Origin of the sequence: Micromonospora sp. NPDC000207, from assembly GCF_040300925.1 — a bacterium.
Taxonomy (GTDB): Bacteria; Actinomycetota; Actinomycetes; order Mycobacteriales; family Micromonosporaceae; genus Micromonospora.
Window position 1 is genome coordinate 1 of the sequence record NZ_JBEPEQ010000093.1, and the last position, 24,921, is coordinate 24,921.

Annotated in this window: 23 protein-coding genes and 1 tRNA gene; 9 read left to right on the forward strand and 15 right to left on the reverse strand. The window is 71.0% G+C overall.

Going from position 1 to position 24,921, the window contains the following annotated elements:
• The 7 genes from pknB to ABT336_RS20930 form a co-directional block, all read right to left on the reverse strand.
• The coding region (pknB, locus tag ABT336_RS20900) for a Stk1 family PASTA domain-containing Ser/Thr kinase (protein WP_350898305.1) at window positions 1-936 on the reverse strand (936 nt) is incomplete at its 3' end.
• Window positions 933-2,423, reverse strand: coding sequence for a serine/threonine-protein kinase (locus ABT336_RS20905; RefSeq protein ID WP_350898306.1), 1,491 nt, complete (start codon window positions 2,421-2,423; stop codon window positions 933-935). The genes ABT336_RS20905 and pknB, both read right to left, overlap by 4 nt.
• Before the next feature lies 1 nt (window position 2,424).
• A complete protein-coding gene (locus tag ABT336_RS20910; protein ID WP_350898307.1) occupies window positions 2,425-3,930 on the reverse strand; it encodes a peptidoglycan D,D-transpeptidase FtsI family protein in 1,506 nt (501 codons plus the stop codon).
• Window positions 3,927-5,414 carry an FtsW/RodA/SpoVE family cell cycle protein gene (locus ABT336_RS20915; RefSeq protein WP_350898308.1) on the reverse strand — a complete coding sequence of 496 codons (1,488 nt, stop codon included), beginning with the start codon at window positions 5,412-5,414 and terminating at the stop codon, window positions 3,927-3,929. The genes ABT336_RS20910 and ABT336_RS20915 overlap by 4 nt, the downstream gene beginning before the upstream one ends.
• A 28-nt stretch (window positions 5,415-5,442) precedes the next feature.
• Entirely contained in the window at window positions 5,443-6,903 is a 1,461-nt protein-coding gene (locus tag ABT336_RS20920) for a PP2C family protein-serine/threonine phosphatase (RefSeq protein WP_350898309.1), read from the reverse strand.
• Window positions 6,900-7,385, reverse strand: coding sequence for an FHA domain-containing protein FhaB/FipA (locus ABT336_RS20925; protein ID WP_350898310.1), 486 nt, complete (start codon window positions 7,383-7,385; stop codon window positions 6,900-6,902). Before ABT336_RS20925 ends, ABT336_RS20920 begins: the two co-directional genes overlap by 4 nt.
• Window positions 7,386-7,391: 6 nt before the next feature.
• Window positions 7,392-8,216: an FHA domain-containing protein gene (locus tag ABT336_RS20930; protein WP_350898311.1), complete on the reverse strand. Its 825-nt coding sequence runs from the start codon at window positions 8,214-8,216 to the stop codon at window positions 7,392-7,394.
• Window positions 8,217-8,475: 259 nt separating this feature from the next.
• On the opposite strand from ABT336_RS20930, the gene ABT336_RS20935 reads away from it, so the two are divergent.
• The 4 genes from ABT336_RS20935 to ABT336_RS20950 all read left to right on the forward strand — a co-directional run bounded on the left by ABT336_RS20935 (window position 8,476) and on the right by ABT336_RS20950 (window position 11,374).
• Window positions 8,476-8,561, forward strand: a tRNA-Leu gene (locus ABT336_RS20935).
• A gap of 115 nt (window positions 8,562-8,676) precedes the next feature.
• Window positions 8,677-9,750 (forward strand): NAD-dependent epimerase/dehydratase family protein, encoded by a 1,074-nt coding sequence (locus tag ABT336_RS20940; protein WP_350898312.1) that lies wholly within the window; start codon window positions 8,677-8,679, stop codon window positions 9,748-9,750.
• Complete coding sequence (locus ABT336_RS20945; RefSeq protein ID WP_350898313.1) at window positions 9,747-10,547, forward strand: WecB/TagA/CpsF family glycosyltransferase; 801 nt, start codon at window positions 9,747-9,749, stop codon at window positions 10,545-10,547. Before ABT336_RS20940 ends, ABT336_RS20945 begins: the two co-directional genes overlap by 4 nt.
• 200 nt (window positions 10,548-10,747) lie before the next feature.
• Window positions 10,748-11,374 (forward strand): hypothetical protein, encoded by a 627-nt coding sequence (locus tag ABT336_RS20950; RefSeq protein WP_350898314.1) that lies wholly within the window; start codon window positions 10,748-10,750, stop codon window positions 11,372-11,374.
• Here ABT336_RS20950 and ABT336_RS20955 read toward each other — a convergent pair.
• The 3 genes from ABT336_RS20955 to ABT336_RS20965 all read right to left on the reverse strand — a co-directional run bounded on the left by ABT336_RS20955 (window position 11,342) and on the right by ABT336_RS20965 (window position 13,076).
• Complete coding sequence (locus ABT336_RS20955) at window positions 11,342-11,746, reverse strand: hypothetical protein (protein ID WP_350898315.1); 405 nt, start codon at window positions 11,744-11,746, stop codon at window positions 11,342-11,344. The genes ABT336_RS20950 and ABT336_RS20955 overlap by 33 nt on opposite strands.
• A gap of 257 nt (window positions 11,747-12,003) precedes the next feature.
• Entirely contained in the window at window positions 12,004-12,225 is a 222-nt protein-coding gene (locus ABT336_RS20960; protein ID WP_350898326.1) for a DUF397 domain-containing protein, read from the reverse strand.
• Entirely contained in the window at window positions 12,195-13,076 is an 882-nt protein-coding gene (locus tag ABT336_RS20965) for a helix-turn-helix domain-containing protein (RefSeq protein WP_350898316.1), read from the reverse strand. The genes ABT336_RS20960 and ABT336_RS20965 overlap by 31 nt, the downstream gene beginning before the upstream one ends.
• 651 nt (window positions 13,077-13,727) lie before the next feature.
• On the opposite strand from ABT336_RS20965, the gene ABT336_RS20970 reads away from it, so the two are divergent.
• Together ABT336_RS20970 and ABT336_RS20975 are read left to right on the forward strand one after the other, a co-directional pair.
• Window positions 13,728-14,018 carry a hypothetical protein gene (locus ABT336_RS20970; RefSeq protein ID WP_350898317.1) on the forward strand — a complete coding sequence of 97 codons (291 nt, stop codon included), beginning with the start codon at window positions 13,728-13,730 and terminating at the stop codon, window positions 14,016-14,018.
• Between the two features lie 101 nt (window positions 14,019-14,119).
• Window positions 14,120-14,572 carry a hypothetical protein gene (locus tag ABT336_RS20975; RefSeq protein WP_350898318.1) on the forward strand — a complete coding sequence of 151 codons (453 nt, stop codon included), beginning with the start codon at window positions 14,120-14,122 and terminating at the stop codon, window positions 14,570-14,572.
• Between the two features lie 6 nt (window positions 14,573-14,578).
• On the opposite strand, the gene ABT336_RS20980 is transcribed toward ABT336_RS20975, so the two are convergent.
• A complete protein-coding gene (locus tag ABT336_RS20980) occupies window positions 14,579-15,523 on the reverse strand; it encodes a PASTA domain-containing protein (protein WP_350898319.1) in 945 nt (314 codons plus the stop codon).
• 171 nt (window positions 15,524-15,694) lie between these two features.
• Here ABT336_RS20980 and ABT336_RS27585 point away from each other — a divergent pair, with 171 nt between their 5' ends.
• Window positions 15,695-17,248 (forward strand): hypothetical protein, encoded by a 1,554-nt coding sequence (locus ABT336_RS27585; RefSeq protein ID WP_502891223.1) that lies wholly within the window; start codon window positions 15,695-15,697, stop codon window positions 17,246-17,248.
• 15 nt (window positions 17,249-17,263) lie between these two features.
• Here ABT336_RS27585 and ABT336_RS20990 read toward each other — a convergent pair whose 3' ends face one another.
• Both ABT336_RS20990 and ABT336_RS20995 read right to left on the reverse strand, forming a co-directional pair.
• A complete protein-coding gene (locus ABT336_RS20990) occupies window positions 17,264-18,745 on the reverse strand; it encodes a glutamate-cysteine ligase family protein (protein WP_350898320.1) in 1,482 nt (493 codons plus the stop codon).
• Window positions 18,746-18,981: 236 nt separating this feature from the next.
• Window positions 18,982-19,563 carry a YceI family protein gene (locus tag ABT336_RS20995; RefSeq protein ID WP_350898321.1) on the reverse strand — a complete coding sequence of 194 codons (582 nt, stop codon included), beginning with the start codon at window positions 19,561-19,563 and terminating at the stop codon, window positions 18,982-18,984.
• A 100-nt stretch (window positions 19,564-19,663) separates the two neighbouring features.
• On the opposite strand from ABT336_RS20995, the gene ABT336_RS21000 reads away from it, so the two are divergent.
• Together ABT336_RS21000 and ABT336_RS21005 are read left to right on the forward strand one after the other, a co-directional pair.
• Entirely contained in the window at window positions 19,664-20,161 is a 498-nt protein-coding gene (locus ABT336_RS21000) for a MarR family winged helix-turn-helix transcriptional regulator (protein ID WP_350898322.1), read from the forward strand.
• Between the two features lie 222 nt (window positions 20,162-20,383).
• Complete coding sequence (locus ABT336_RS21005; protein ID WP_350898323.1) at window positions 20,384-21,958, forward strand: M48 family metallopeptidase; 1,575 nt, start codon at window positions 20,384-20,386, stop codon at window positions 21,956-21,958.
• Here ABT336_RS21005 and ABT336_RS21010 read toward each other — a convergent pair whose 3' ends face one another.
• Both ABT336_RS21010 and ABT336_RS21015 read right to left on the reverse strand, forming a co-directional pair.
• Window positions 21,959-23,113, reverse strand: coding sequence for an acyl-CoA dehydrogenase family protein (locus ABT336_RS21010; RefSeq protein WP_350898324.1), 1,155 nt, complete (start codon window positions 23,111-23,113; stop codon window positions 21,959-21,961).
• A gap of 28 nt (window positions 23,114-23,141) precedes the next feature.
• Window positions 23,142-24,671 carry an acyl-CoA carboxylase subunit beta gene (locus ABT336_RS21015; protein ID WP_350898325.1) on the reverse strand — a complete coding sequence of 510 codons (1,530 nt, stop codon included), beginning with the start codon at window positions 24,669-24,671 and terminating at the stop codon, window positions 23,142-23,144.
• Window positions 24,672-24,921 lie beyond the last annotated feature (250 nt).

A 24,921-nucleotide genomic window follows, 5' to 3' on the forward strand; every position in this document is an offset into this window, starting at 1 on the left:
GGCGGCGGGCGGGTAGCCGACCGCCGCGGTCTGGGCGACGACGTGCGTCGCCTCTTCCTCCTCCCGCATGACCGGGGTGGCCAGCACCGGCCGACCGGCCGCCGCACGGAGGAGGTCGGCACGCATCTCGCCGGCGCTCTGGTAGCGGTTGAGCGGGTTCTTCGACAGCGCCTTCAGCACGATCGCGTCGATCGCCGGGGTGACGTCAGGGTTGATGTCGCTCGGCGTCGGCGGTGCCTCCCGTACGTGCTGGTAGGCGACGCTGACCGGGCTGTCCCCGACGAACGGGGGATGTCCACAGACCAGCTCGAAGAGCACACAACCGGCTGCGTACACGTCGGAACGGGCGTCGACGGCCTCGCCGCGCGCCTGCTCCGGGGAGAGGTACTGGGCGGTCCCGATGACGGCACTGGTCTGCGTCATCGTGGTGGCCCCGCTGGCCAGCGCCCGGGCGATGCCGAAGTCCATCACCTTGACCTGACCGGTCAGGGTGAGCATCACGTTGCCCGGCTTGATGTCCCGGTGGATGATGCCGTGCCGGTGGCTGAACTCCAACGCCGCGCACATGTCGGCGCAGATCTCCAGCGCCCGGCGCGGCTGGAGCCGCCCCTCCGCGCCGAGGACCTCCTTGAGGGTACGCCCGTTGACGAACTCCATCACGATGAACGGGAGGGTCTCGCCGGTCGGGCCGGTCTCCTCGCCGGTGTCGTAGACGGCCACGATCGCCGGGTGGTTCAGGGAGGCGGCGTTCTGTGCCTCCCGCCGGAACCGCATCTGGAAGGTAGCGTCCCGAGCGAGGTCGGCGCGGAGCATCTTGATCGCGACGTCCCGACCGAGCCGCAGGTCACGACCGTGGTGGACCTCAGCCATGCCGCCGTAGCCGAGCAGGTCACCGACCTGGTAGCGGCCACCGAGCAGGCGGGCCTGCGCTGTCATCGGGTCTCTCGTCCTTCGCTCGTCGTCGTCTCGCCGTCATTCGGCAGTAGCCGTTCCATCCGACGGTACGACGTCTGGACCAGATCGTCGCGTTCCCCGACGGCGTGCTCACCGGAGATCACCGTGGGTGTACGCGGCCCGGCGGCGAACAGGTCGCTGTTGCGCCAGTAGGAAACCACGCCGGAGCAGAGCAGGACCAGCGCGGCCAGGAGGATGACGAAGAGCACCGCCGTCGAGCTGGACCGACGGGGCTCGGCGGGTGGGACCGGTGGGCGGGCGTACCCGAAGGACCGGTCGGGGTGCGGCATACCCGGCTGCATCTGCGGAGCGTGCTGCTGCATGTGGTGGTGCCCCATCCCGGTGGGCGCCACCGGCGGCCGAGCCGGCGGGGGCGCGACCTGCGGCCGGGGCGGGGGCGACACCTGCGGCCGGTGCGGCTGACCGGCCATCGGCGGTCGTCCGGGCTGGGCGGGCGGCCGGGCCACCATCGGTGGACGGGGCTGGGGCGAGATCGGCTGGGAGACGACCGGCCTGGGCTGGTTCACCGGCGGGCGGGGTGGCTGGCGGGACGCACTGGGCACCTGGGCCCGCCCCGGGGGCGGAGGTGCCGGGGAGGACGGCACGCCGGAGATCGGCCCGACCGGCCCGCCGCCCCGGTTCTGCTGCTGCGACATCGCCTGCTTCGCCTGGCGGGCCACCCCGGCCAGGGCGGCGGCGCTGGGCCACCGGGCCGCCGGGTCCTTCGCCATGGCCCGTTCGACGATCGCCCGGATCGGGGGCGGGATGTCACCGGGCAACGGCCGGGGGTTGTCCCGGACGTGCTTCATGGCGATCTCCAGGGGGTTGTCCCCCTCGAACGGCCGTCGACCGGCCAGGCACTGGTACGCGACCACACCGAGCGCGTACACGTCGGAGGCGGCGGTGGCGACAGCGCCGGTGGCCTGCTCCGGGGAGATGTAGGAGGCGGTGCCGAGCACCGAACCGGCGGCGGTGAGCTGACCCACCAACTCCGACCGGGCGATGCCGAAATCGGTCAGGACCAGGGTGCCGTTGGGCCGGACCAGCAGGTTGCCGGGCTTGACGTCCCGGTGCACGATCCCCTTCTGGTGCGCGGCGTGCAGCGCGTCGGCGGCCTGTGCCACCAGGGCCATCGTCCGGGCCGGGGTGAGTCGGCCGACCCGGTTCAGGGTGGAGGAGAGCGCGTCGCCCTCCACGTACTCCATGATCAGGAAGGCGATCTGCTGGTCGCTGCCGAAGTCGTAGACGTCCACCACACCGGGGTGGTTGATGGTCGCCATGGTCCGGGCCTCACCGCGGAACCGCTCGGCGAAGCCCGGCTCGTCCAACAGCGCCGGCAACAGGCTCTTCACCGCGACGGTACGGCCGAGGACCTGGTCGGTCCCGCGCCACACGTCGCCCATGCCGCCGCTGGCGATCCGCTCGTCGAGGAGATAGCGGTTGCCGAGCTGAACACCGGGGCTCAGCATGTCAACGTCCCCCGGAGTCGGAGACCGCCGCCCGCATGATCCGTCCGGCGATCCGGGCGGCCTCGGCGCTGCCGCCGCTGCCGGCTTCCTCCAGCACGACGCAGACCGCGGAGACCGGGGTCCCCTTGGAGTCGAGGGCGAACCCGATGAACCAGCCGTGGTCCGCGTTCTGCGGGCCGGACTGTGCGGTTCCGGTCTTGCCGCCGACGGTGTAGCCGTCGAACGCGGCGTTGCGACCGGTCCCCTCCCGGACCACGTTCACCATCATGTCCCGCAGGTCCCCGGCGACCTTCGAGCTGACCGGCTGGCGCAGTTCCCGGGGGCGGGCGGTGTAGTAGTCGGTAGTCCGGTCCGGGGCGAGGAGCTGCTGGACCAGGTACGGCCGCATCTGGGCGCCCCCGTTGGCCACCGCCGCGGAGATCAGCGCCCCCTGCAACGGGGTCATCCGGACGTCCCGCTGCCCGATCGCGGACTGGCCGAGAGCCGCCTCGTCGGTGCCCCCGTCGGGGTTCTGGATGTCGCCGGTCCGGCTGGGCGCCACCCGGTGGCCGCCCTCGCCGAGGTGACCGACGGTGAGGTCCTCCTGGTCGAACCCGAACTGCCGGGCCTTCTCCTTGAGGGCCTCCGCGCCGATCCGGACGCCGAGCTGGGCGAAACCGGTGTTGCAGGAGTCGGTGACAGCGGTCATCAGCGTCACCTCGGACTGGGGGCAGATCGACGGGACGGCGTTGGTGATCGTGTTACCGCCGGTGGACGCCCGCCAGCTCGACCCGGCCGGGATCCGGGTCTGCGGGGTGACCCCGTCCTCCAGCGCGGCGGCGGCGACCACCATCTTGAAGGTGGAGCCCGGGGGTAACACCTCCGCCAGCGCCCGGTTCTTCAGCGGGCCCGCCGGGTCCTGCTCGTACTTGTTGTAGGCCGCGCTGGCTTCACTGGTGTCGTGACTGGCCAGCGGGTTCGGATCGAAGCTGGGCATGGAGACCAGCGCCTGCACCGCGCCGGTACGAGGGTCCAGCGCCACCGCCGCACCCCGCTTCACGCCGTTGTTGTTGTTCCGCAGCCCGTCGTAGGCGGCCTTCTGCGCGTTCTTGGAGATGCTGAGCAGGACGTTTCCGCCGCCGCTCTCGTCCCCGGTGAACATGTCCTTGACCCGGTCGGCGATGAGCTGGTCGCTGGTGCCGGCGAGGAAGTCGTTCTCCAGCCGCTCGATCCCGGTGTCGCCGAGGTTGACCGGCTTGTACCCGATGACGTGGGCGTACTCTGCCCCGCCGGGGTAGGTGCGCAGGTACTTCAGGTTGCCGTCGGTGGCCTGGCTGGTGGCCAGGGCCGTACCGCCGGCCTCGATGTTGCCGCGCTTGCGGTCGTACTCGGCGACCTGGACCCGACCGTTGTAGTCGCTGGTCCGGTACTCGTCGGCCTTGTACGCCTGGACCCAGTTGAGGTTGGCGAAGAGCAGGCCGAACAGGACCATGGCCACCACACCGACACGGCGAAGGGGTGCGTTCACGGGCGGATCACCTCCGTTTGGGCACCGTGCAGCTGCTCCGGAGGGCCGCCACCCGGCCGGGAGGTCGTCCCACGACCGGTGACGACCGGGCGGCGCGCCGCATCGGAGATCCGCAGCAGCACCGCGACGAGCAGCCAGTTCGCCATCAGCGACGAGCCACCGGCGGACAGAAACGGCGTGGTCTGACCGGTGAGCGGGATGAGTCCGCTGATCCCACCGACGATCACGAAGACCTGGAGGCCGAGGGTGAAGGAGAGCCCACCGGCGAGCAGCTTGCCGAACGAGTCCCGGACGGCCAGGGCGGCCCGCAGTCCGCGCTGCACGATCAGCAGGTAGACGACGAGCAGCGCGGAGAGCCCGAACAGCCCGATCTCCTCGCCGATCCCGGCGAAGATGAAGTCGTTCTGCACCTCGGGGAGGATCCCCGGCTCACCACCGCCCGGTCCGGCCCCGAACAACCCGCCGGTGCCGAGTGCCAGCAACCCCTGGACGAGTTGGTAGCCCTTGTCGGTGGGGTCGGCGAAGGGGTCGAGCCAGATCTCGGCCCGGACGTAGAAGTTGGCGAACGGCCCGCCGACGGTACTGCCGAGGAAGTACGCCACGTACGCACCGACGGAGAAGAGCAGCAGACCGATGATCAGCCAGCTGACCCGTTCGGTGGCGATGTACAGGGTCACCACGAACATGCCGAAGTACAGCAGCGAAGTGCCCAGGTCCTTCTGGAAGATGAGCACCATGAGGCTGACCGCCCAGACCACGAGGACCGGACCGAGGTCGCGGCCCCGGGGGAAGTCGACGCCCAGGAAGCGGTGGCTGGCCAGGGAGAGCACTTCACGCTTGCGTACGAGGTAGTAGGCGAAGAACGCGAGCAGGGCCAGTTTGGCGAACTCACCCGGCTGGATGGAGAAGCTGCCGACCCGGATCCACAGCTTCGCGCCGTTGATCTCGGAGAACCGGGCCGGCAACACCGCCGGGATCATCACCAGCACGATGCCGGCCAGCCCCAGGGTGTACGCGTACCGCGAGACCGAGCGGTGGTCGCGCATCAGCACCAGCAGCCCGGCGGCGAGCAGGACCGAGATGAGCGTCCAGAGCAGCTGCCGCCCACCGATCCCGGCGAAGGTGGCCAGGTCGGCCCGGTCCGCCGGGGCGGCGTCGTCCAGGTCGAGGCGGCGCAGGAAGCCCACGCCGAGCCCGTTGAGCAGGGCCACCGCCGGCAGCAGCGCCGGATCCGCGAACGGGGCGAGGAACCGGATGACGACGTGTACGCCGACGAAGACGGCGGTCAGCGCGGCGGCTGGCACCCAGAAGTCCGAGGTGACAGTGTCCAGCACGTTCGCCTCGATCATCGCCTGGTACGCGGCCGTCAGCACCATGGCCAGCAGCAGCAACCAGAGCTCGGAGTTGCGTCGTGACCGGGCCAGGCGTACGCCGGAGTCCTCGCCCGTGCTGGGCGAGGTCACCGGGTTGGCCGCTGCGGTCACGCGTCGTTCCTCGGGATCCAGCCGGCGCTCACTCGGCCGACCGGCAGCCTGCCGGATCGAACGCCGGCGGCAGGTCGGTCGAGAGTGCGTCGGGTGTGATGGTCGGTTCGGCGGTGGCCGGCGGTCGGGGTGTCGCCCGTTCCTCGTTGGCCACGGCGCTGCCGCGCGGGGTCGGCGACGCGTCGTCCTGCCCCGGGGAGGGGGATCCGCTCGACGCCGGGCTCGGCGACGGGCTCGACGGCGGCGGGGTGGGCACCGGCGGGCAGAGCGGCTTCAGGTTCGGGTTGGCCGGGTCCTCGTCGGTCAGGTCGGCCAGCCGACGTTCGGCGTCACTCTCGCTGCGGGCCTGGATGCCCTGCTTGACCTGCTCCTGCGCGGCGGCCGTGAGGTCGTCGAGCTGGACCGGGCTGGTGAAGTGCACGCTGCTGAGGTCCATCCCGGCCACCTGGCCGGGCACCCCCCGGAAGACGGCCAACTGGCCGGACTCGGTGGCACCGACGTAGTACTGCCGCTGCATGTAGGTCCAGCCGGCGAAGACCGCCCCGCTGAGGATGACCAGCAGGGCCAGCACCATCGCGGCGGTCCGGATCGGACGCCGCTTCGGTTGCTCCGGGTCGTCGTCCCGGTTGGCAGTGGGCTCGTCCGGGGCGGGTGGGCGCGGCGCGGAGAGCGCCGAGGCACGGGCGGCCGGGGTGGAGTCGTCGGCGGAGGTCGCCATCCCCCGGTCCCGGGCGGCGGCGCCGCCCACGATCGGGGAGGACTCGACGATGTCCCGGTCCGTGGCGTCGGCGATGATCACCGTGATGTTGTCCGGACCACCACCTCGGAGCGCGAGCTGGACGAGTCGCTCGACGCACTGCTGCGGGTCGGTGTACTCCCGCATGGTGTCGGCGATGGTCTCGGCACTCACCACGCCCGAGAGACCGTCGCTGCAGATCAGGTAGCGGTCGCTGGGCAGGACGTGACGGACGCTGTACTCGGGGTCGATGTCGCGACCGTCGAGCGCCCTGGTGAGCAGCGAGCGCTGGGGGTGGCTACTCGCCTCCTCGGCGCTGATCCGGCCCTCGTCGACGAGCATCTGGACGTACGTGTCGTCCTTGGTGATCTGCGCGAACTCGCCGTTGCGCAGCAGGTACGCCCGGGAGTCACCAATGTGGACCATTCCGAGCTTGCTGCCGGAGAAGAGGGTCGCGGTCAGCGTGGTGCCCATCCCCTCCATCTGCGGATTGGCGTCCACGGTGTCGCGGAGTTGTTGGTTGGCGGTGCCGACGGCGGAACGCAACGCGTCGACGAGTGCGTCCCCAGGGACGTCCTCGTCGAGCGGCGCCAAGGCACCGATGACGATGTTACTGGCGACGTCACCGGCGGCCATGCCGCCCATACCGTCGGCGACGGCGAGAAGCCGCGGTCCGGCGTAGACGGAATCCTGGTTGCCGTCTCGGATCAGACCGCGGTCGCTGTGGGCCGCATAGCGCAGGGTCAGAGTCATGGCCGTAATTCGAGAGAGGTGCGGCCGATCCGGATCGGCACGCCGAGGGGGACGGGGGTAGGTCCGGTGACCTTAGCGCGATCCAGGTAGGTGCCGTTAGTCGAGCCGAGATCCTCGACGAACCACTGCCCGTCTCGCGGGACCAGCCGGGCATGTCGGGCCGAGGCGTAGTCATCGGTGATGACCAGGGTGGAGTCCTCCGCCCGGCCGATGGTGATCTGCGCTTCGCCGAGGGTGATCCTGGTGCCGGCGAGTTGCCCCGCCGTCACCACCAGTTGCCGGGCGGCGCGGCCCCGCTTGACCTTCGCGGGCTTCGCCGCCGGGCCGGCCGGCGCTCCGACCGCGCGCGGCGGGGCCACCAGTCGCCCGGACTTGGCACCCGCGAACAGGTCCCGCCGGATCACTCCGACCACCGTGAACACGAAGATCCACAACAGGATCAGGAACCCGAACCGGGCGACGGTGATGACGAGTTCGGGCAAGGCGGGTCAGCCGTCCACGCGGAAGGTCAGGGTGGTGGTACCGAGCTGGATCATGTCACCCGGGTTCAAGGCCACAGCGGAGACCCGCTGACCGTTGACCATGGTCCCGTTCGTCGATCCGAGGTCGGTGAGCACCACCTGCCCCCCGTCGAAGTCCAGCCGGGCGTGCCGCCGGGAGATGCCGACGTCGGGCAGGCGCAGGTTGGCCTGGTCGCCTCGGCCGATCACGGTGGAGCCCATCTGCAACGGGTAGGTACGGCCGTCGCCGGAGACCAGCCGGACGTTGCGGGTGCCGCCGTGTCCCTGCTGCTGTTGGCCGTAACCGCCGCCCTGGTCGTACGCGGGGTAGCCGCCGGGCGCGCCCTGGTCGTAGCCACCCTGGTCGTACCCGCCCTGGTCGTAGCCGGGCGCGGAGACCGGGGCCACGTCACCACCGGTGTAGACCTCGGCGGTCACCCGGAACATTCCGGTGTCCAGGCCCTCACCCCGCTCGACCTCGACTATCACGTCGCCGTAGACCGTCCAGGCCTGCTCACCGATGAACTCCGCCTGCGACTGGGCCAACTCCTGGGCCAGCGCGGCAGCGTACGGTGCCAGCCGACTATGGTCGTACGGCGAGAGATCGATCACGTAGCGGTTGGGCACCAACGTGCGCCCACCGGCCAGGATCGCCTTGTGCGCCTCGGCCTCCCGCTGCATGGCGTTGAGGATCTCCACGGGGTGGACCACCCCTTTGAAGACCTTGGCGAAGGCCCCTTCGACCAGGCCTTCCAGTCGCTTCTCGAAGCGTTGCAGCACGCTCACCGGCTCCTCCTCGGGTCCCGAGGACATGATGGTATCCGGCCGAAGCGCTCGCAGCTCACACGCCGCTCGGCCGCCTGTCGTCGGCCCGCTCGGACGGGCCCACGCTGTCGTGCTACTCTTTCGTCCGCCACGAACGGTAACCGAACACCGAACAGTGACCCACGTCGGGTAGCTGACGTTGGGTACGGTATCCGATCGAGGCAACGGTCAGGGACAGCGTAGGGTGTGCCGAGCCCGCTGGAAACAGCGGAGATCGGACCGGATACAGTGTTCCCGGTCAAGCCACGGGGAAGTGGCGGAATGGCAGACGCGCACGGTTCAGGTCCGTGTGCCCGAAAGGGCGTGGGGGTTCAACTCCCCCCTTCCCCACCACAGGCCAAGGGCTCCGCAGCGATGCGGGGCCCTTGCTTCGTGTCGGGGTCCTCCGGGCACCACGCTATGCTCCGGTGGTTTTGTCCCTAGGCTCCGAATGAACCAGGAGTGGCGTGTGGCTGTCGCGTTGGTGACCGGATCGGGCGGTCTGATCGGTTCGGAGGCGGTACGGCACTTCGCCGGCCTCGGTCTCGACGTCGTCGGCATCGACAACGACATGCGGCAGGAGTTCTTCGGCGCCGAAGCGTCGACCGCATGGAACGTGCGCCGCCTCGCCGACGAGTGTGGCTCCGCGTACTCGCACCACAGCATCGACATCCGGGACCGGGACTCGCTGGCGAAGCTCTTCGCCCGCTACGGCCGCGACGTCGCCGTGGTGATCCACACAGCAGCGCAGCCGTCCCACGACTGGGCGGTGCGCGACCCCTTCACCGACTTCGACGTCAACGCGGTCGGCACCCTCAACGTGCTCCAGTGCGTCCGCGAGCACTGCATCGAGGCACCGGTGGTCCACTGCTCCACCAACAAGGTCTACGGCGACCGCCCCAACAGCCTGCCGCTGGTGGAGTTGGAGACCCGCTGGGAGATCGAGTCGGGGCACCCGTACGAGCAGGGCATCCGGGAGGACATGTCGATCGACTCCTGCCTCCACTCGGTCTTCGGAGCCTCCAAGGTCGCCGCGGACGTGATGGTCCAGGAGTACGGCCGCTACTTCGACATGCGTACCGCCTGCTTCCGGGGTGGCACCCTGACCGGCCCCGCGCACTCCGCGACCGAACTGCACGGCTTCCTCGGGTACGTGATGCGGGCGAACATGGAGCGCCGGACGTACAACATCTACGGCTACCAGGGCAAGCAGGTCCGGGACGCGATCCACAGCTCGGACGTGGTCTCCGCGTTCGAGGCGTTCTTCCGCGACCCGCGCTCGGCGGCGGTCTACAACCTCGGCGGCGGGCGGCACTCGAACGTCTCCAACCGGGAGGCCTTCGCGCTGGCCGAGCAGATCACCGGCCAGGAGATGGTGACCGAGTACGTCGAGGCCAACCGGATCGGCGACCACAAGTGGTGGATCGGGTCCAACGAGGCGTTCCAGAACGACTACCCCGACTGGAAGCAGGTGTACGACGTCCCCATGATCATGCGGGAGATCTACGAGGCCAACGTCGACAAGTGGGTGCCCGGGGCATGAACACCAAGCGCAACGTACTCGGTGTCCTGGTCGACGCCACCGACTACACGGCCGCCACCGAGCAGGTGGTGGCCGCCGGCCACGAGCGGCGTCCGCTTGCCCTGACGGCGCTGGCGGTGCACGGGGTGATGACCGGGGTCCTGGACCCGGCCCACAACGCCCGGCTCAACTCCTTCGACCTGGTCACCCCGGACGGGCAGCCGGTCCGGTGGGCGCTGAACCTGCTGCACCGCGCCGGCCTGTCGGACCGGGTCTACGGTCCGACGCTCACCCTGCACGTGCTGCGCCGCTTCGCCGAGGAGGGGCTGCCCGTCTACCTGTACGGCTCGACCGACGAGACCCTGGCCAGGCTGATCCCGGCGTTGGAGCGGATGTTCCCGACCCTGCGGATCGCCGGGGTGGAGGCGTCGAAGTTCCGCCAGGTCCAGCCGGGTGAGGACGTCGAGATCGCCGACCGGGTCCGGGCCAGCGGAGCCCGGCTCCTCCTGGTCGGGCTCGGCTGCCCCCGCCAGGAGGTCTTCACGTACGCGATGCGTCCGCTGCTGGACATCCCGATGATGGCTGTCGGCGCGGCCTTCGACTACCACGCCGGTCTGCTCAAGCAGCCCCCGCCGTGGATGCAGAAGGCGGGGCTGGAGTGGTTCTGGCGGCTCGGCCTGGAGCCGAAGCGCCTCTGGCGCCGCTACATCATCCTCAACCCGGCCTACCTGGGCCGCCTTGCCGCCCAGAAGACCGGTCTGTGGAAGGCGCGTCCACCGGCTCCGGCCACCGAGCGCCCCCCCACCTTCGCCGTCTGACAGGCTTCGCACCGAGCGCACCTTCCTGGTCGCCGTGGCCGCCCGGCCACCACGACAGGGGAGGTGCGCTCGTCGTCGTGCACCCGCACCGGCGGCCGGGTGTCGTCGTCGCCGGTGGGAGCCCCCTACGGGTCGGTTCCGGGGCAACCGGGGGTGCCGTCCCGGATTCGCCCGCCGCCCGAGTGGGCAAGGGTATTCACATGGACAGTCATCTCATCGTGCTGGTGACGGTCGCCGCCGTCTGGCTCACCGCTGGAATCGTCGCCGAAGGTATGCCCCGGCTGCACCGGGCGTACACGCTCCGTCGCCGGGTCCACTGGCTGTTCGCGCTGACCCTGGCCGGACTCGGTCTGACCGGCGGGGTCCTGATGGCCGGGTTGCAGAGCCCCGGGTCCGCCCCCGTCGACCGGGCCGCCGCCGGGCTGGCCCTGGCGACGGTCCCCGCCCTGGTGGTGGCGGTCTGCACAGTACGCCGACTGCGTCGGCTCAGCGCCGGGGCCGCCGCCTTCGCCGCCGCGCCGCGCACCCCCGCCCCGCACGGGCTGCGGGCCGCCGCCGCCCATCCGTTGATCGGGCTCCCGCTCCAGGCCACCGGCCTGGCCACGGTGGTCGGGGTGTTCTCGGTGAACGGCTTCGGCCTGCTCGCCGGAGCGGGTCTGACCGGTCCGGCGGTCACCGTCGGCCTGCTCGTGGTCACCGCGATCGCGGTCCGGCACTCCCTGCGGCACAGCCGCCTCGCCGAACGGGCCGTGGCGGAGCCGGACGCCGGTGCACCGGCGGAGCCGGTCCTCACCTCACCGCGGACGCCCGACGCCCTCCACGTATAGCAGTTCCAGGATCGACCGGGTCGCCTCGAACCACCGGTCCAGCCAGCCGGGCGGGGGGATGCTCCCCCGGGGCGGCAGTTCGAGCAGCAGACCCCGCATCAGCGGGTGGTCCACGAGTGTGTCGTTCGGGTCCATCGGCCATCCTCCTGTCGGATACGACGGCTCCCGGAGCGGGCCGGACTCCATGGAGGGCAACGACAGGGGTGAACCGGGTTGCTCCGGCGCGGGCGCCATGCCCCGGCCGTCGAGTTCGCTGTCACCGGTGACCACCTCGGTGAGCACTGTGTCGCGGCGGGAGCCTCGGTACTTGCCACCGAACCGCTCCTGCTTGCCCGGACCGCTTGTGTGGTTGTCTGACCCGATCGTCGTCATCCGTCTCGCCTGCCTCGCTCGGTTACGCATTCCTGCGGCCGGTTGGTCGACCAGCGCCGTACCGAGTGGTTCAACGACACGGGCCGGAAGTGGCGACGGGGTGGAACCTGTCCACGACGGACATAAGCCCTGTTCGGCGTTGTGCCCAGCGCCGTTCGACCACCCGGATGCCGGTGCTGGTGCGGACGCACGAGGGGCACGGAACCGACCCGGCGACGCTGCCGGAGGGTTCCGCGCCCCTCGATCTGGCCGGTGGGTCAGTACCGGCCGAACACACCCTTCCTGGCACCGGCGACGAAGGCGTGCCAGTCACCCGGAGCGAAGATCAGCGCCGGTCCGGACCGGTCCTTGGTGTCCCGGACCCCGACCGCGCTGCTCGCGTACGCCACCTCCACGCAGTTGTCACAGTTCGGCCCACTCCTGGAGCTCTTGAACCAAACTGCCTGCGTCAGGTCCTCGGGGAACCCCTTGGTCGCCACTTCCACAACGGCTCCTCTGCCAGTGTCGCGATGTGTGCAATGGACTCCTCCGGTCCGATGGCCGCTGCTCGAACGTTCTCGAAGATGAGGTTGTACTTCTTCAGCTCTTCGCCCTTTTCGAGGAAGAGCCCTCCCATGGCGTTCTCCGCGTACACGACATCGGGGTCACCGGGCTCAGGGAAACTGAGAATGGTGAAGGTGCCGTCCATACCGGAGTGTGCTCCCGCCGTGAACGGCAACAACTGGATCGTCACGTTCGGTAGCTGGGCAACCTCCACCAACCGCTGGAGCTGGCCACGCATCACCGCGTCCCCGCCCACCGGCCGGCTCACCACGGCCTCATCGAGCACCACCCATAGATTGACCGGATCGTCCTGCGTCAACAACGACTGGCGTCCCATTCGGACACGCACTTTCTGGCGGGCTTCCTCGACCGGTAGATCCGATCGACCCTGGCGGATCACCGCGTCGGCGTACTCCTCGGTCTGCAGGAGACCCGAGACGACCTGCTGTTCGTACGTCCTTATGGTGCGGGCGGCGTCCTCCAGTCCCACGTACGCGCCGGAGAGGACGTTGTTGTACGGGTACCACCAGCCCTTCTGCCGGGCCTCGCGGGCGAACTGCACCAGTTCGTCGCTCTCCTCGCCCACCACCCCGTAGATCCGGAGCATGTCCCGCACGTCGCGGGGTGTGGCGGTGGTGTGCCCGGTCTCGATGCGGGACACCTTCGAGGCCGAGCACTCCAACTGCTCGGCGACGGCTTCGATCGTGATGCCCGCCGACTCGCGGCGGCGGCGAAGTTCCGCGCCGAGTCGGCGGCGTCGGATCGTGGGGCTGCGTCGCTCACTCACGGCTCGCCCCAGGGGCTGCTGGTCCGGAACGCTGGACACTCGCGCTCACCCGAGCTACCTCCGGTAAATCGCGCCTACGTCGACTCCCGCCGGGGGCGCGACCGTCGAACGGCGGGCGATCGTTCGCGGCATGGGGGTGAAGCCGTTCGTCGGCCGGCCGCGACGGCGAAACGGGCGTCCAGTGTGCCGCTCTGCATCGAGAGCTTCAAGCGGGATGCCGTGGCGTGTTCACGTATCGATTTCGCTGCCCGTTCACGCATCGGCAAAAGTCGACGTGCAACTTGCATGCCGGACGACACTGATGCACTCTGTCCGTAGGGCTCGGGTTACTCACCGTTCCGGTCGACCACCGGACCAGTGCGTCGAAACCGCCTCGAACGGGGCCACAACGGCGACCCTGAGCTGCGAGAACACGTGATCGGTCCGTACCGGGAGTGACTCGCCGCCACCGGCCGAAACCGGAGCAGCGGGAGGGGTAACCGGGTGGAACCGGGTGCAGGTCGGGTGTCGGCGCGCCACCAGCGGGCCCGGCCGGACCAGCACTGCTTGCACCAAAGCCGGTCAACGAGGGCACGACCCCCTCGCCGGGATGTGACACCCCGTCCAGCCGCCGCCGGCGTGCCGCCGGCCCACGATCCTTCAGGAGCCCATGTGCTTCCCCGCTCCGGTGACGTTCTGCACGTGACTCGCGCGGCGAGCGTCCAGTTCAAGCGACGCCCCATCAAGTTCCGGGTGATCCGGGTGCTCGACTGGCCGACATACCACGGCTGGCTCTGGCTCGAGGGTTACGAGTTGGACGCGACCGGGGACGCGGTCAGCCGCCGGTCGATCTTCGTCCAGCGCGCCGGACTGGAGCAGATCTCGGCCGCCCCGCAGCCCCGCCCGCACACGGCCCTACGGCCTCGACGGCCCGTCGTCCGCACCCCGGTCCGGGTCGGCTGACCTTCACGTTTCCGCCTCCGGCAGGTGGGCCTCTGCCATAGACTTCGGTACGCCCACCCCGGCATGTAGCACCCCGCGCGGCCTCAGACCCCGAACCTGGGATGGCCATGCTCAGTCTGCCCGCCACACGGCTCGACCCGCTCGGCACTCACCACCGGCACCGCGTCCGGATCGGCTCCACCCTCGGCCTGCTGGCGATGTTCGGCACCGCTACCGCGATCCTGGTCGCGGCCCCGGACCCGGCCGAATCCACAGCCCGCGTCCAGCACCCGTCACCGGCACCGGCGATCTTCGTCATCGAGGAGTCGGCACCGGTCACCGACCCGTACTCAACCGGGGCACCGGCGGATACCAACACGTACCCGCCCGGACCGGACCGTACGCCGGGCGCGGTACCGGCCGGGGTCGGCGGCGGGTCGGCTGTCGGCGACCCCCGCAGGGGTGGGCGGGCCGGCGACGAGGTGCCGTCCTCACTGTTCTGGTCCGGGGTGGGCGGGCTCGTCGTCTCCCTTACCGGAATGTCGATGCTCGGCGTACGACGCCGGATGTGGTGATCCCGGTCAGGGGGTCGGCGGCACCTGCGGCCCGGTGGGAGTGACGGTCGGGGTGGGGGACTCGGGTGCCGCAGCCACCACCACCGTCACCTCCTGACCCGTCGGCACCGGTTCACCCGGGGACGGGTCGGTGGCCACCACGGTGCCCGGGCTCTCGGCCGACTCCCGGTACTCCAACCGGTAGGCCACCCCGAGCCGGTCCAGCAGGGCCCGCGCCGTGGCCTCGGCGAGCCCTACCAGTGGCGGCATCGGCACCTCGTCGACCGGCGGGGTGGTCGGTGCGGCACTGGTGGCGGCCGTCGTCGCCGGGGTGGTGGCGGGCGTGGCGGAAGGCGTGGCCGAGGTCGGCGCCGCAGAGGTCGGTGCCACAGTCGGCGGCGGTGTGGGCGTCTCATCGGGGCCCTCCACCGACCGCCCCACGAACCACGCCCCGGCGCCCACCACAGCGGCCACCAGCAATCCGACGACCCCGAGCAGGATCGGGGTCCACCAGCGCCGACCGGGCGGCTCCTCGCCGTACCACTCGGGTTCCTGGTAGTCGCCGGGCCGAGGGGGCGGCACCCCCGCCCGTCCCGACCAGACCGCCGCTCCACTCGTCTCCCCCGGAACCCGGTCCTGCGCCCGGGTCGACTCCGTCGCCGGCAACGGCGCGGTCCGGTCCGACGGTGGCGGTGGCGGCGGTGGCGGTGGCGGTGGCGGTGGCGGCGGTGGCGGCGGACCGACCCGGTCCGGCGGTGGCGGACCGACCCGGTCACCGCCGCCAGTCGGCGCGGGCGGGGGATCACCTGCCGGTGGCATCCGTCGGGTCTCGTCGCCGGACGAGAACAGCCAGGTCACGTCCGCGCCCTCCGGGGAGATCCGGCGGGTGGCGTCCCCCTCGTCGCCGGGCGGCAACCCCCGGGTCCGGTCGCCGTCGTCCCCGGTGGGTGGCTCCCGGCGGTCGTCGCTCATGGCACGTCCCCTCGGAACGGGCGCCCCGGCCCTCGTGGATCCACGCTAACCCTCCCGGGCGGTATCGGCCGGGATCAGCGCGGATCACCGCGCGTCACGAGGGACTCTCTTCTCGTCACCGGCCACCACCACGACTCGCCGCACGGGCCCGGGACCGTTACGCTCCCCCGCATGGCCAGGGGCTGGGGAGGATCCATCGCCACCGCCGTCGGCGTCGCCGCCGGCGCGGGCGCGGCTCAGCTCGGCTTCGGCTACGGGCTGGGCATCATCACCTGGGCTCCGGCCGGGGCCGCACCGCAGGAGGCGGGCTGGGTCGCCAGCCTCGCCTGGGCCACCTGGATCGCTGCCACCTCGACAATCGCCGGGGCGGTGTGCGCCCAGCGACTACGCGGACACCCGGCTCCCGACACCGACGCGGGTCCCGGCCCGGTCCGACCGGACCCCGGTTTCCTCGGGGCGTCGGTCCTGGCCGTCGCCGCCGCACTGGGCGGGCTGACCACCGTCCTGCTGGTGGCGGTGCCGGCCCGGGCGGCCGACCTGCCGTTCGTCTCGTCCCCCCAGACCGTCGCCGCCGGATACGCGGGCGCGGGGGTCCTGATCGGACTCCTGGCCGCCCTCTGGGCGCTGAACTCCCCAGCCGCCCGCATGAACCTGATCGCCACGGCGGGTTGGCTGTGGCTGCTCGCGGCGGTCGCCGTGGTGGACGGGGTGATCGCCGGTCGAGGACTGACCAGCGCCCAGCTCGGCATCTGGCAGCTCAGCGCTGACAACCCCGGATTCTGGGTACGCGACTACTTCTACTGGCCCGGCGCGGTCCTCTCGCTGGTCTCCGCCCTGGTCATCGGCGCCCTCGCCGCCCGGCGGTACGCCCGTGACCCGCTCCGTCGGGTCGGCACCACGGTCTCCGGGGCCGCCGGACCGCTCCTCGTCGCGGTCGCCTACTTCCTGGTCGTGTCGAGGTTGGCAGCACTCGACCCGGAGCAGGTCTCGGCCCACCTCGTCGCCCCGTACGCGGTCGTCGTCGGGGCCGGTGCCTCGGCACTGCTCACCGCACTCGCCCAGCGCGCCGCCACCCGGTCCGCCCAGGCCGACGCCGAACCCGACCGGACCGCCCCGGGCCGCACCCGGCCCGACCAGGCCACCGTCGAGGCGGGCGGACCTACCACCGCGATCGAGCCCACCGAGGTGACCTCGGCAGGTGGACCCGTCCGGCTTCCCCGGCAACGGGACGCCGAGCCGGAATCGTCGAGCCCCGGAACGAACCGGGCGGACGCCGTCGTACCGTCCGATGCGGCGGCATCGTCCGACAGAGCGGCGTCGTCCGCCGGGCCTGGGTCGCCTGATGTGGCCGGTTCGCCTGATGTGGCCGGGGCCTCCGCTCAGGCGGGGTCGTCCGCTGGGGCCGGGGCGTCCGCTCAGGCCAGGGCGTCCGCCGGGGCCGGGTCGTCCGTGCCGGGTGGGGTCACTGGCAGCGCCGAACCGGCTTCCCCCGCCGACCCGCCGACCGCCGTACGGTCCTCCCGGTCCCGGTCTGCGACGTCGACCGCCAAACGAAAGCCCCGGACCCGGACCACGGAGTCCGAGGATCCGACCTCCTCCTCGGCGGCCGAGCCGAAGTCCAAGCCGAAGCCGCCCGGGGCGGACTCCACCGCCGACGAGGTCACCGACGTGATCGCAAGCCCACCGGTCACCCCCCGCCCACGCCCCGGCCGCCGGGACCAGTAACCCGGTCGCGGTTTCCTAGGCGTCGACCGGCCAGGTGTGCACCGGCTCGTTGCCGGCCTGTAGTTCCGCGTACCGCTGCACCATGTGGTGCAGGGCCGCACTCCGGTCCATCCCCCGCTTCCGCTCGGCCGCCCACACCGTCTCGGTCTGCCAGACCGCGCCGTTGCGCCCGGTACGGCAGCGCTGCTCGATGATGCCGAGCAGCCGGTCCCGTTCCGCCGCCGCGACACCGAACCGGTCCAGACCGGCAGCCGCCTTCGGCAACAGCACGTCGAGTACGAGCTTGGTGACCGGCACCTCGCCGAGGCGGGGCCAGTGCAGGACGGCGTCCATGCCCCGTCGGGCGGCGGCGTGGAAGTTCTCCTCGGCCGCGCTGAAGGTGAGCTGACTCCAGATCGGCCGGTCCGCCTCGGCCAGCCCCCGGGCCAGTCCGAAGTAGAAGGCCGCGTTGGCGAGCATGTCCACCACCGTCGGCCCGGCCGGGAGCACCCGGTTCTCCACCCGTAGGTGTGGACGACCGTCCATGATGTCGTACACCGGGCGGTTCCACCGGTAGACGGTCCCGTTGTGCAGTCGAAGCTCGGCCAGCTGGGGGACCCCACCGGCGTGCAGCACCTCGACCGGGTCCTCGTCCTCGCAGATCGGCAGCAACGGCGGGAAGTACCTGACGTTCTCCTCGAACAGGTCGAAGATCGAGGTGATCCAACGCTCGCCGAACCACACCCGGGGGCGTACGCCCTGGGCTTTCAGTTCGTCCGGGCGGGTGTCGGTGGACTGCTGGAACAGGGCGATCCGGGTCTCCGCCCACAGCTGGCGGCCGTACAGGTAGGGGGAGTTCGCGCCGACCGCGACCTGGACCCCCGCGATGGCCTGGGAGGCGTTCCAGTAGTCGGCGAAGCTGTCCGGGGCGACCTGGAGGTGGAACTGGAGACTGGTGCAGGCCGCCTCCGGGGCGATCGAGTCGGTGTGGGTCTGGAGCCGTTCCACCCCCTGGATGTCCAGCTCGATGTCCTCGCCCCGGGCGCCGACGATCTGGTCGTTGAGCGCCCGGTAGCGCTCGTTGGTGGAGAGGTTGTCGGCCACCAGGTGTCGTTCGGTGAGCGTGGGCAGGATGCCGACCAGGAGGATCCGGGCGTCGGACTTCGCCGCCTGGTTCTCGGCCCGGGACAGGCTGCTGCGCAGGTCCCTCTCGTAGTCGCCGAACCCGGTGCCCTCGATCAGCCGGGGCAGGGCGTTCAGCTCCAGGTTGAACTGGCCCAGCTCGGTCTGGAACAGCGGGTCGGCGATGTCGGCGAGGATCTCCTCGTTGCGCATGGCGGGTCCGGCGTCCGGCTCCGCGAGGTTCAGCTCGATCTCCAGCCCGGTCATCGGCCGGTCGGCGTCGAACCCGAAGTCGTCGAGCATCAGCGCGAACACGTCCAGACATCGTCGGACCTTCTGCCGATACCGGACGCGATCCTCCCGGGAGAAGGCGCCGTGCGCGACGTTCTTGCCCATGTGTCCTCCAGGAGGGTCGTGCCTGCGGAACGCGCCGTCCCGAAAGCACATCGTGAGGTTTCCACGTTAGGTGAAAGGAGGGGCACCCGGTTAACACCGACCGGGAAGAAGGGAAGGCATCTCACATTCCACGATGGCTGTCGCGTCGCGCCCGGCGGCCCGCCGCACGGGTCGACCTCACGAACGCGAACCGGCCCGCGTGCCGTCGAGGCAGCGCGGGCCGGTTCGGAAGAGGGTCAGGCCTGCCGGATGGCCTCGCCCTCGATCTCGATCTTGATCTTCTTGCCCACCAGCACGCCGCCGGTCTCCAGCGCGACGTTCCAGGTGAGGCCGAAGTCCTCCCGGTCGATCTCGGTGCTGGCGGTGAAGCCGAAGATGTCCTGGCCGAACGGGCTGCGGCCGACCCCCTCGAACTCGACCTCCAGGTCGACCGGGCGGGTGACGCCCCGAATGGTCAGCTCCCCGGAGAGCACGAACTCGTTGCCGTTGTGAGACTTCACACCGGTGCTGCGGTATTCCAGAGTCGGGTGGTTCTCGACGTCGAGGAACTCGGGGCTACGGAGGTGCCCGTCCCGGTCGTCCTGGGCGGTGCTGATGCTGGCCGCCTGGATGGTGGCGCTCACGGCGGAGCCCAGCGGGTCCTCGGTGACGGTGACGGTGGCGGTCGCCTCGGTGAACTCACCCCGCACCTTGCTCACCATCATGTGCCGTACGACGAAACCGACCCGCTTGTGCGCTGCATCCAGGGCGTACGTGCCCGGGGTGGGGATGGTGAGGCCGTTCCAGTCGCGGGTGACCCCGTCGGTGTTGACGGTCATGACACTGCCTTCCAGAGAGGGGGACGAGCGATCAATCAGTTGCGGAAGCAACTATAGCTACAGCAATATTCCTCCTGTCAAGCACTGCTATGCTGGGCGGGTGGACCAGAACGTGTTCGACGACCCCCGGATCACCGCCGTCGGGCTGCTCGTCGAGGCGCACGCCGGCCTGTCGGCGCGTTTCGCCGAGCAGTTCGAGGAGCACGGTCTCTCCCCGGTCGAATTCGAGGTGTTGACCCGCCTCGCCCGCTCACCCGGCAACCAACTCCGGATGACCGACCTGGCCGCCCAGACGTCGCTGTCCACCAGCGGGGTCACCCGGGTGGTCGACCGGATGGAACGGGGCGGCCTGCTCTGTCGGCGGGCCTGCCCCAACGACCGCCGCAGCTCGTACGCGGTGGTCACCCAGACCGGGCTGGAGCGGCTGGACGAGACCCTGCCCGGCCACCTGCGGATCATCGAGCAGTGGTTCACCGGGCAACTCGAACCCGCCGCCCTGGCGAACCTGCTGGAGGGCCTGCGCCGGGTCCGCGACGCGGTGCACCCGGGGGCGACCGCCGGGAGCACCGATCCGGCACACGGCACCCCCCACTGCTGACCCGGCACCCGCCACCCGACGCCGACCCGGTACCCGCCACCCGGCACCCGGCGCCCGCTGCCGACCCGGTACCCGCCACCCGGCGCCCGCTGCCGACCCGGGCACCCGGCACCTGACCGGGGCCCCCGGCACACCCGCTGCTGGCCTGTCGGACGCGTGGCCAGCGCTCCTCCACCGAACGACCAATGATCATCAGCCCTGCCGACCGGCAGGATCCCCGGCATGAGCTACGACGAACTGCCGGGTGGCCTCGGCCGGTGGCGAGCCCGCTGGCTGGTGGCCCGGCACAGCGGAGCACTCGGCCCGCTGGCGTACGGCGGGGTGCTGGTCCTCCTCGCCCCGGTGATCCTGTTCGCCCCGGTGATGCTGCTCTGGTTCGCCCTGCAGGCACTGTACGAACTCGGCGCGGCCCGGTGGGGGAACCGGGGTGGCGTCCCCGTCACCGCAGACACCCATCCCGAACTCACCGCCCTGGTCGAGGAGGTGGCCCGACGGGTCGGGGTTGCACCGCCCGATCGCGTGCTCCTCACCGCCGACCCGGTGGTCACTGTGGAGGTGGTGGGCGGCCGACGGTTCCTCTGCGTCGGTCTGCCCCTGCTCGCCTGCCTCGACCGGCCCGAACTACGGGCTGTCGTGGCCCACCGGCTGGCGCTCCTGAGATATCGACCGGCTCGACTCGTCGACTCCCTCTTCGAGCTCTGGGCCGAGGCGACCGACACGATCGAGATCGAGACTGCTGTCGCAGCCCAGACGACCGAGGACCGGACTGCTGTCGCAGCCGAGACGACCGGACTCGATTCGGCTGTCGCGACCGGGACGACCGAGGGCCGGGGGGCTGCGTCGACCGAGGGCGGGTCCGGCGCAACGGACGGGGACGGGTCGTACCGGGCGGGCCGGCGGTTGCGTCGGGCCGAGGCGCTCCGTCGTGAACTCGACGCCTTCGCCGCCGTCCTGCACCGGGACGCCGACGCGGCGGCCGTCGACGCCGCCGGGGGGACCCGCCCCGCCGCCCTGGCGTTCGCCCGGTCCAGCCTGGTCCCCGACGAGTACGACCGGCTCCACGACGGGGTGCCCCGACGCAGCGCCCTGCGGTCCGGGGTGGGGATCCGGGACCTCGACGAGGGCTGGCGTCGGCTGCTGCGACACGGGATCGGACCGTCGGACTGGGACGACGACACCGCCGCACTCCAGGCGCGGCACCATCCCGCCCTCGCTGCGGCGTTGCGGGAACTCGGTGCCGAGGCGGTGGTGCTCATGCCGGCAGCCGACCCGGTACCGACCGCCCCACTCACCCCACGTCAACAGCGTCGGATCGTACGCCGACTGGTGGGCGTCCCGTACCCGCAGTATCTGGGCTGGACGACCTGGGCCGACGCCCCACCGGCGTGGTGGCGACGGCGGGCCGCCGAGGACGCCGACGCGTTCCGGGGCCACGTGACGACCCTCCTCGGGCGGCGGCCTGTCGACGACGTGGAGGTCGGCGAGGTGATCCGGGACCGGTCGGCGGAGCTGCTGGCCATCGCCCTCGACGTACCGCCCTCCGCTGTCGAGTCGGTGCCGTACGACGAGGACGATCCGCCGACCGCCCTGATCCGGCTGGTCGAGGCGAACCTGCTGGGATCCGGCTGGCGGCTGGAACACCCGGCGGTCCGGGACGTCCTGGTCGGGCCGGACGGCACCCGGGTCGACGCCCGCCGGTTGGTCCTCGACTCGCGGGGTGACCTGGCCACCCTCCGCCCCCACCTCACCCCCACCGCCCGGCAGGCGAACGGAGGAGGGAGTCGGGGGCCGGGGTGATCAGAGGCCCAGGTCGCGGGCGATGATCATGCGTTGGACCTCGGAGGTGCCCTCGCCGATCTCCAGGATCTTGGAGTCCCGCCAGAACCGGGCCACCGGGTACTCGTTCATGAATCCGTACCCGCCGTGGATCTGGGTGGCCTCCCGGGCGTTGTCCACAGCCACGGTGCTGGCGTGCAGCTTGGCGATGGCGGCCTGCCGCTTGAACGGCTCACCGGCGAGCATCCGGGCCGCCGCGTCGTAGTACGCCAGGCGGGCGGTGTGCGCCTTCAGCTCCATGTCGGCGATCTTGAACTGGATCGCCTGGTAGTTGCCGATCGGCTGGCCGAAGACGTGGCGCTGTCCGGCGTACGAGATCGACTCGTCGACGCAGCCCTGGGCGAGCCCGACCGCCAGGGCGGCGATGGCGATCCGCCCCTCGTCGAGAATCCGGAGGAACTGGGCGAAGCCCCGGCCGCGTTCGCCGAGCAGGTTCGCCGCCGGCACCCGGCAGTCGTCGAAGGTCAGCTCGTGGGTGTCGGAGGCGTTCCAACCGACCTTCGAGTAGCCGGGGGCGACTGTGAATCCGGGCGTACCCGAGGGGACGATGACGGTGGAGAGCTCCTTGGAGCCGTCCGGTCGGGTGCCGGTCACTGCGGTGACTGTGACCAGGGCGGTGATGTCGGTGCCCGAGTTGGTGATGAACGCCTTCGATCCGTTGATCACCCACTCGTCGGTGGCCTCGTCGAGCACCGCCCGGGTCTGGGTGCCCCCGGCGTCGGAGCCGACACCCGGCTCGGTCAGCCCGAATCCGGCCAGCGCCTCGCCGCTTGTCAGCTTCGGCAGCCACTGGGCCTTCTGTTCCTCGGAGCCGAACCGGTAGATCGGCATCGCGCCGAGGGAGACCGCCGCCTCCAGGGTGATCGCCACGCTGGAGTCGACCCGGGCCAGCTCCTCCAACGTCAGGCAGAGGGCGAAGTAGTCGCCGCCCATGCCGCCGTGCTCCTCCGGGAAGGGCAGCCCGAACAGGCCCATCTTCCCCATCTGCCGGACGACCTCGTACGGGAAGGTGTGCTGCTCGTAGTGCTCGGCGATGACCGGGGCGACGACCTCGCGGGCGAAGTCCCGGACACTGTCCCGCAGCGCCTCCTGCTCGTCGGTGAGCCGGAAGTCCATCTCGTCCTCCTCTGTGGGCAGCCGTCGGTCAGACCGGGGTGACGCCGTGCCGACGTCGGGAGAAGTGCCGCTCCTTGCTCCGGGCGGCGGCGAACCGCCGGACCAGTTCGGCCCGCAGGTCGTGCGGTTGGACGATCGCGTCCACCACCAGCTCACTGGCGAGCCTGACGACGTCGATGTCCTGTTCGTACTCCTCGCGCCTGGCGGCGACGAAGGCCTTCCGTTCGGTCTCGTCGTCGATCGCGGCGATCTTGTTGGCGTAGACCGCGTTGACCGCTGCCTCCGCGCCCATCACCGCGATCTTCGCGGTGGGCAGGGCGATGGTCGCGTCGGGCTCGAATCCGGGGCCGGCCATCGCGTACAGACCCGCGCCGTACGCCTTGCGCACCACCACGCAGATCTTGGGCACCGTGGCCTCGGAGATCGCCGTGATCATCTTCGCCCCGTGGCGGATGATGCCCTGCTTCTCCACAGCGCTGCCGACCATGAACCCGGGTACGTCGGACAGGAACAGCAGCGGCACGTTGAACGCGTCGCAGAGCTGCACGAACCGGCTCGCCTTGTCGGCCGAGTCGACGAAGAGGACCCCACCCTTGAACATCGAGTTGTTGCCGACCACCCCGACGACCTCGCCGTCGAGCCGACCGAACCCGATGGTCAGCTCCCTGGCCCAGAGCGCCTGGATCTCGAAGAAGCTGTCCTCGTCGAGGAGGCCCCTGACGTACCGGCGCATGTCGAACGCCTGCCGTTCGCTGGTCGGCACCAGCGCGGCGAGGTCGACCTTCGCGGGCGCCGGCACCGCCTCGACGGCCGGCGGCGTCTGGGTCCAACTCCCCGGCAGGTACGACAGGTAGCGCTTGACCACGTCGAGCGCCTCGGTCTCGGTCTTGCAGAGGAAGTGCCCGACGCCGGACTCGGTGCAGTGCACCTTCGCCCCGCCCATCGCCTCCAGCGTCGTCTTCTCCCCGGTGACCATCTCGACCATCCGGTCCGAGCCGAGGTACATGCTGGCGTTGCCGTCCACCATCGCCACCACGTCGCAGAACGCCGGAATGTACGCCCCGCCCGCCGCGCTCGGCCCGAACAGCGCGCAGACCTGCGGGATCGAGCCGGAGGCGCGTACCTGGTTCCAGAAGATCCTGCCGGCGCCGCGTCGGCCCGGGAAGAGCTCGACCTGGTCGGTGATCCGGGCCCCGGCGGAGTCGACCAGGTAGACCATCGGCACCCCCGTCGAGTACGCCCGCTCGATGGTCCGGATGATCTTTTCGACGGTACGGGCGCCCCAGCTGCCCGCCTTGACAGTCGAGTCGTTGGCCATCAGGCAGACCTGACGCCCCTCGATGGTGGCGGTGCCGGTGACCACCCCGTCGGCGGGCAACCCCTCGGCGGCGGCGTTGGCGTAGATCCCGTCCTCGACGAAGGACCCCTCGTCGACCAGGTACGCCACCCGCTCCCGGGCGAAGAGCTTGCCCTTGGCGGCGTTGGCCGCGTGGTACTTCTCCGCACCACCGCCGAGTACGCGTTCGCGCAGCTGTTCCAGCTCCACACCGACCCCCACCCACCCAGAGCATTCCTGAACGATCGTTTAATCTACCCCACCCACCCCCATTCCCCCACCCCCATTCCCCCACCCCACCCACCCCTCCCAGCCCTCCCACCGTGCGCGCGGTGATCAAGGGGTTTGCGTCAGCGGTGGTGCGAACTCTGACGCAAACCCCTTGATCACCGGGTGAGACGGGGGCGTCAGCGCGCGGTGGGGGGCGGTGGGGGCGGGGGCGGGGGGCGGGGGGGGGGCCCCCCCCCCCCCC

Bases quoted from the DNA above. Each gene is read 5' to 3' on its own strand.
- ABT336_RS20995 (WP_350898321.1), bottom strand. From the start codon at position 19,563: ATGACCGTCAACACCGACGGGGTCACCCGCGACTGGAACGGCCTCACC.
- ABT336_RS20930 (WP_350898311.1), bottom strand. From the start codon at position 8,216: ATGTCCTCGGGACCCGAGGAGGAGCCGGTGAGCGTGCTGCAACGCTTC.
- ABT336_RS20980 (WP_350898319.1), bottom strand. From the start codon at position 15,523: ATGAGCGACGACCGCCGGGAGCCACCCACCGGGGACGACGGCGACCGG.
- ABT336_RS27585 (WP_502891223.1), top strand. From the start codon at position 15,695: ATGGCCAGGGGCTGGGGAGGATCCATCGCCACCGCCGTCGGCGTCGCC.
- ABT336_RS20950 (WP_350898314.1), top strand. From the start codon at position 10,748: ATGGACAGTCATCTCATCGTGCTGGTGACGGTCGCCGCCGTCTGGCTC.
- ABT336_RS20945 (WP_350898313.1), top strand. From the start codon at position 9,747: ATGAACACCAAGCGCAACGTACTCGGTGTCCTGGTCGACGCCACCGAC.
- ABT336_RS21010 (WP_350898324.1), bottom strand. From the start codon at position 23,113: ATGGACTTCCGGCTCACCGACGAGCAGGAGGCGCTGCGGGACAGTGTC.
- ABT336_RS20975 (WP_350898318.1), top strand. From the start codon at position 14,120: ATGGCCATGCTCAGTCTGCCCGCCACACGGCTCGACCCGCTCGGCACT.
- ABT336_RS21005 (WP_350898323.1), top strand. From the start codon at position 20,384: ATGAGCTACGACGAACTGCCGGGTGGCCTCGGCCGGTGGCGAGCCCGC.
- ABT336_RS20920 (WP_350898309.1), bottom strand. From the start codon at position 6,903: ATGACTCTGACCCTGCGCTATGCGGCCCACAGCGACCGCGGTCTGATC.
- ABT336_RS20990 (WP_350898320.1), bottom strand. From the start codon at position 18,745: ATGGGCAAGAACGTCGCGCACGGCGCCTTCTCCCGGGAGGATCGCGTC.
- ABT336_RS20905 (WP_350898306.1), bottom strand. From the start codon at position 2,423: ATGCTGAGCCCCGGTGTTCAGCTCGGCAACCGCTATCTCCTCGACGAG.
- ABT336_RS20955 (WP_350898315.1), bottom strand. From the start codon at position 11,746: ATGACGACGATCGGGTCAGACAACCACACAAGCGGTCCGGGCAAGCAG.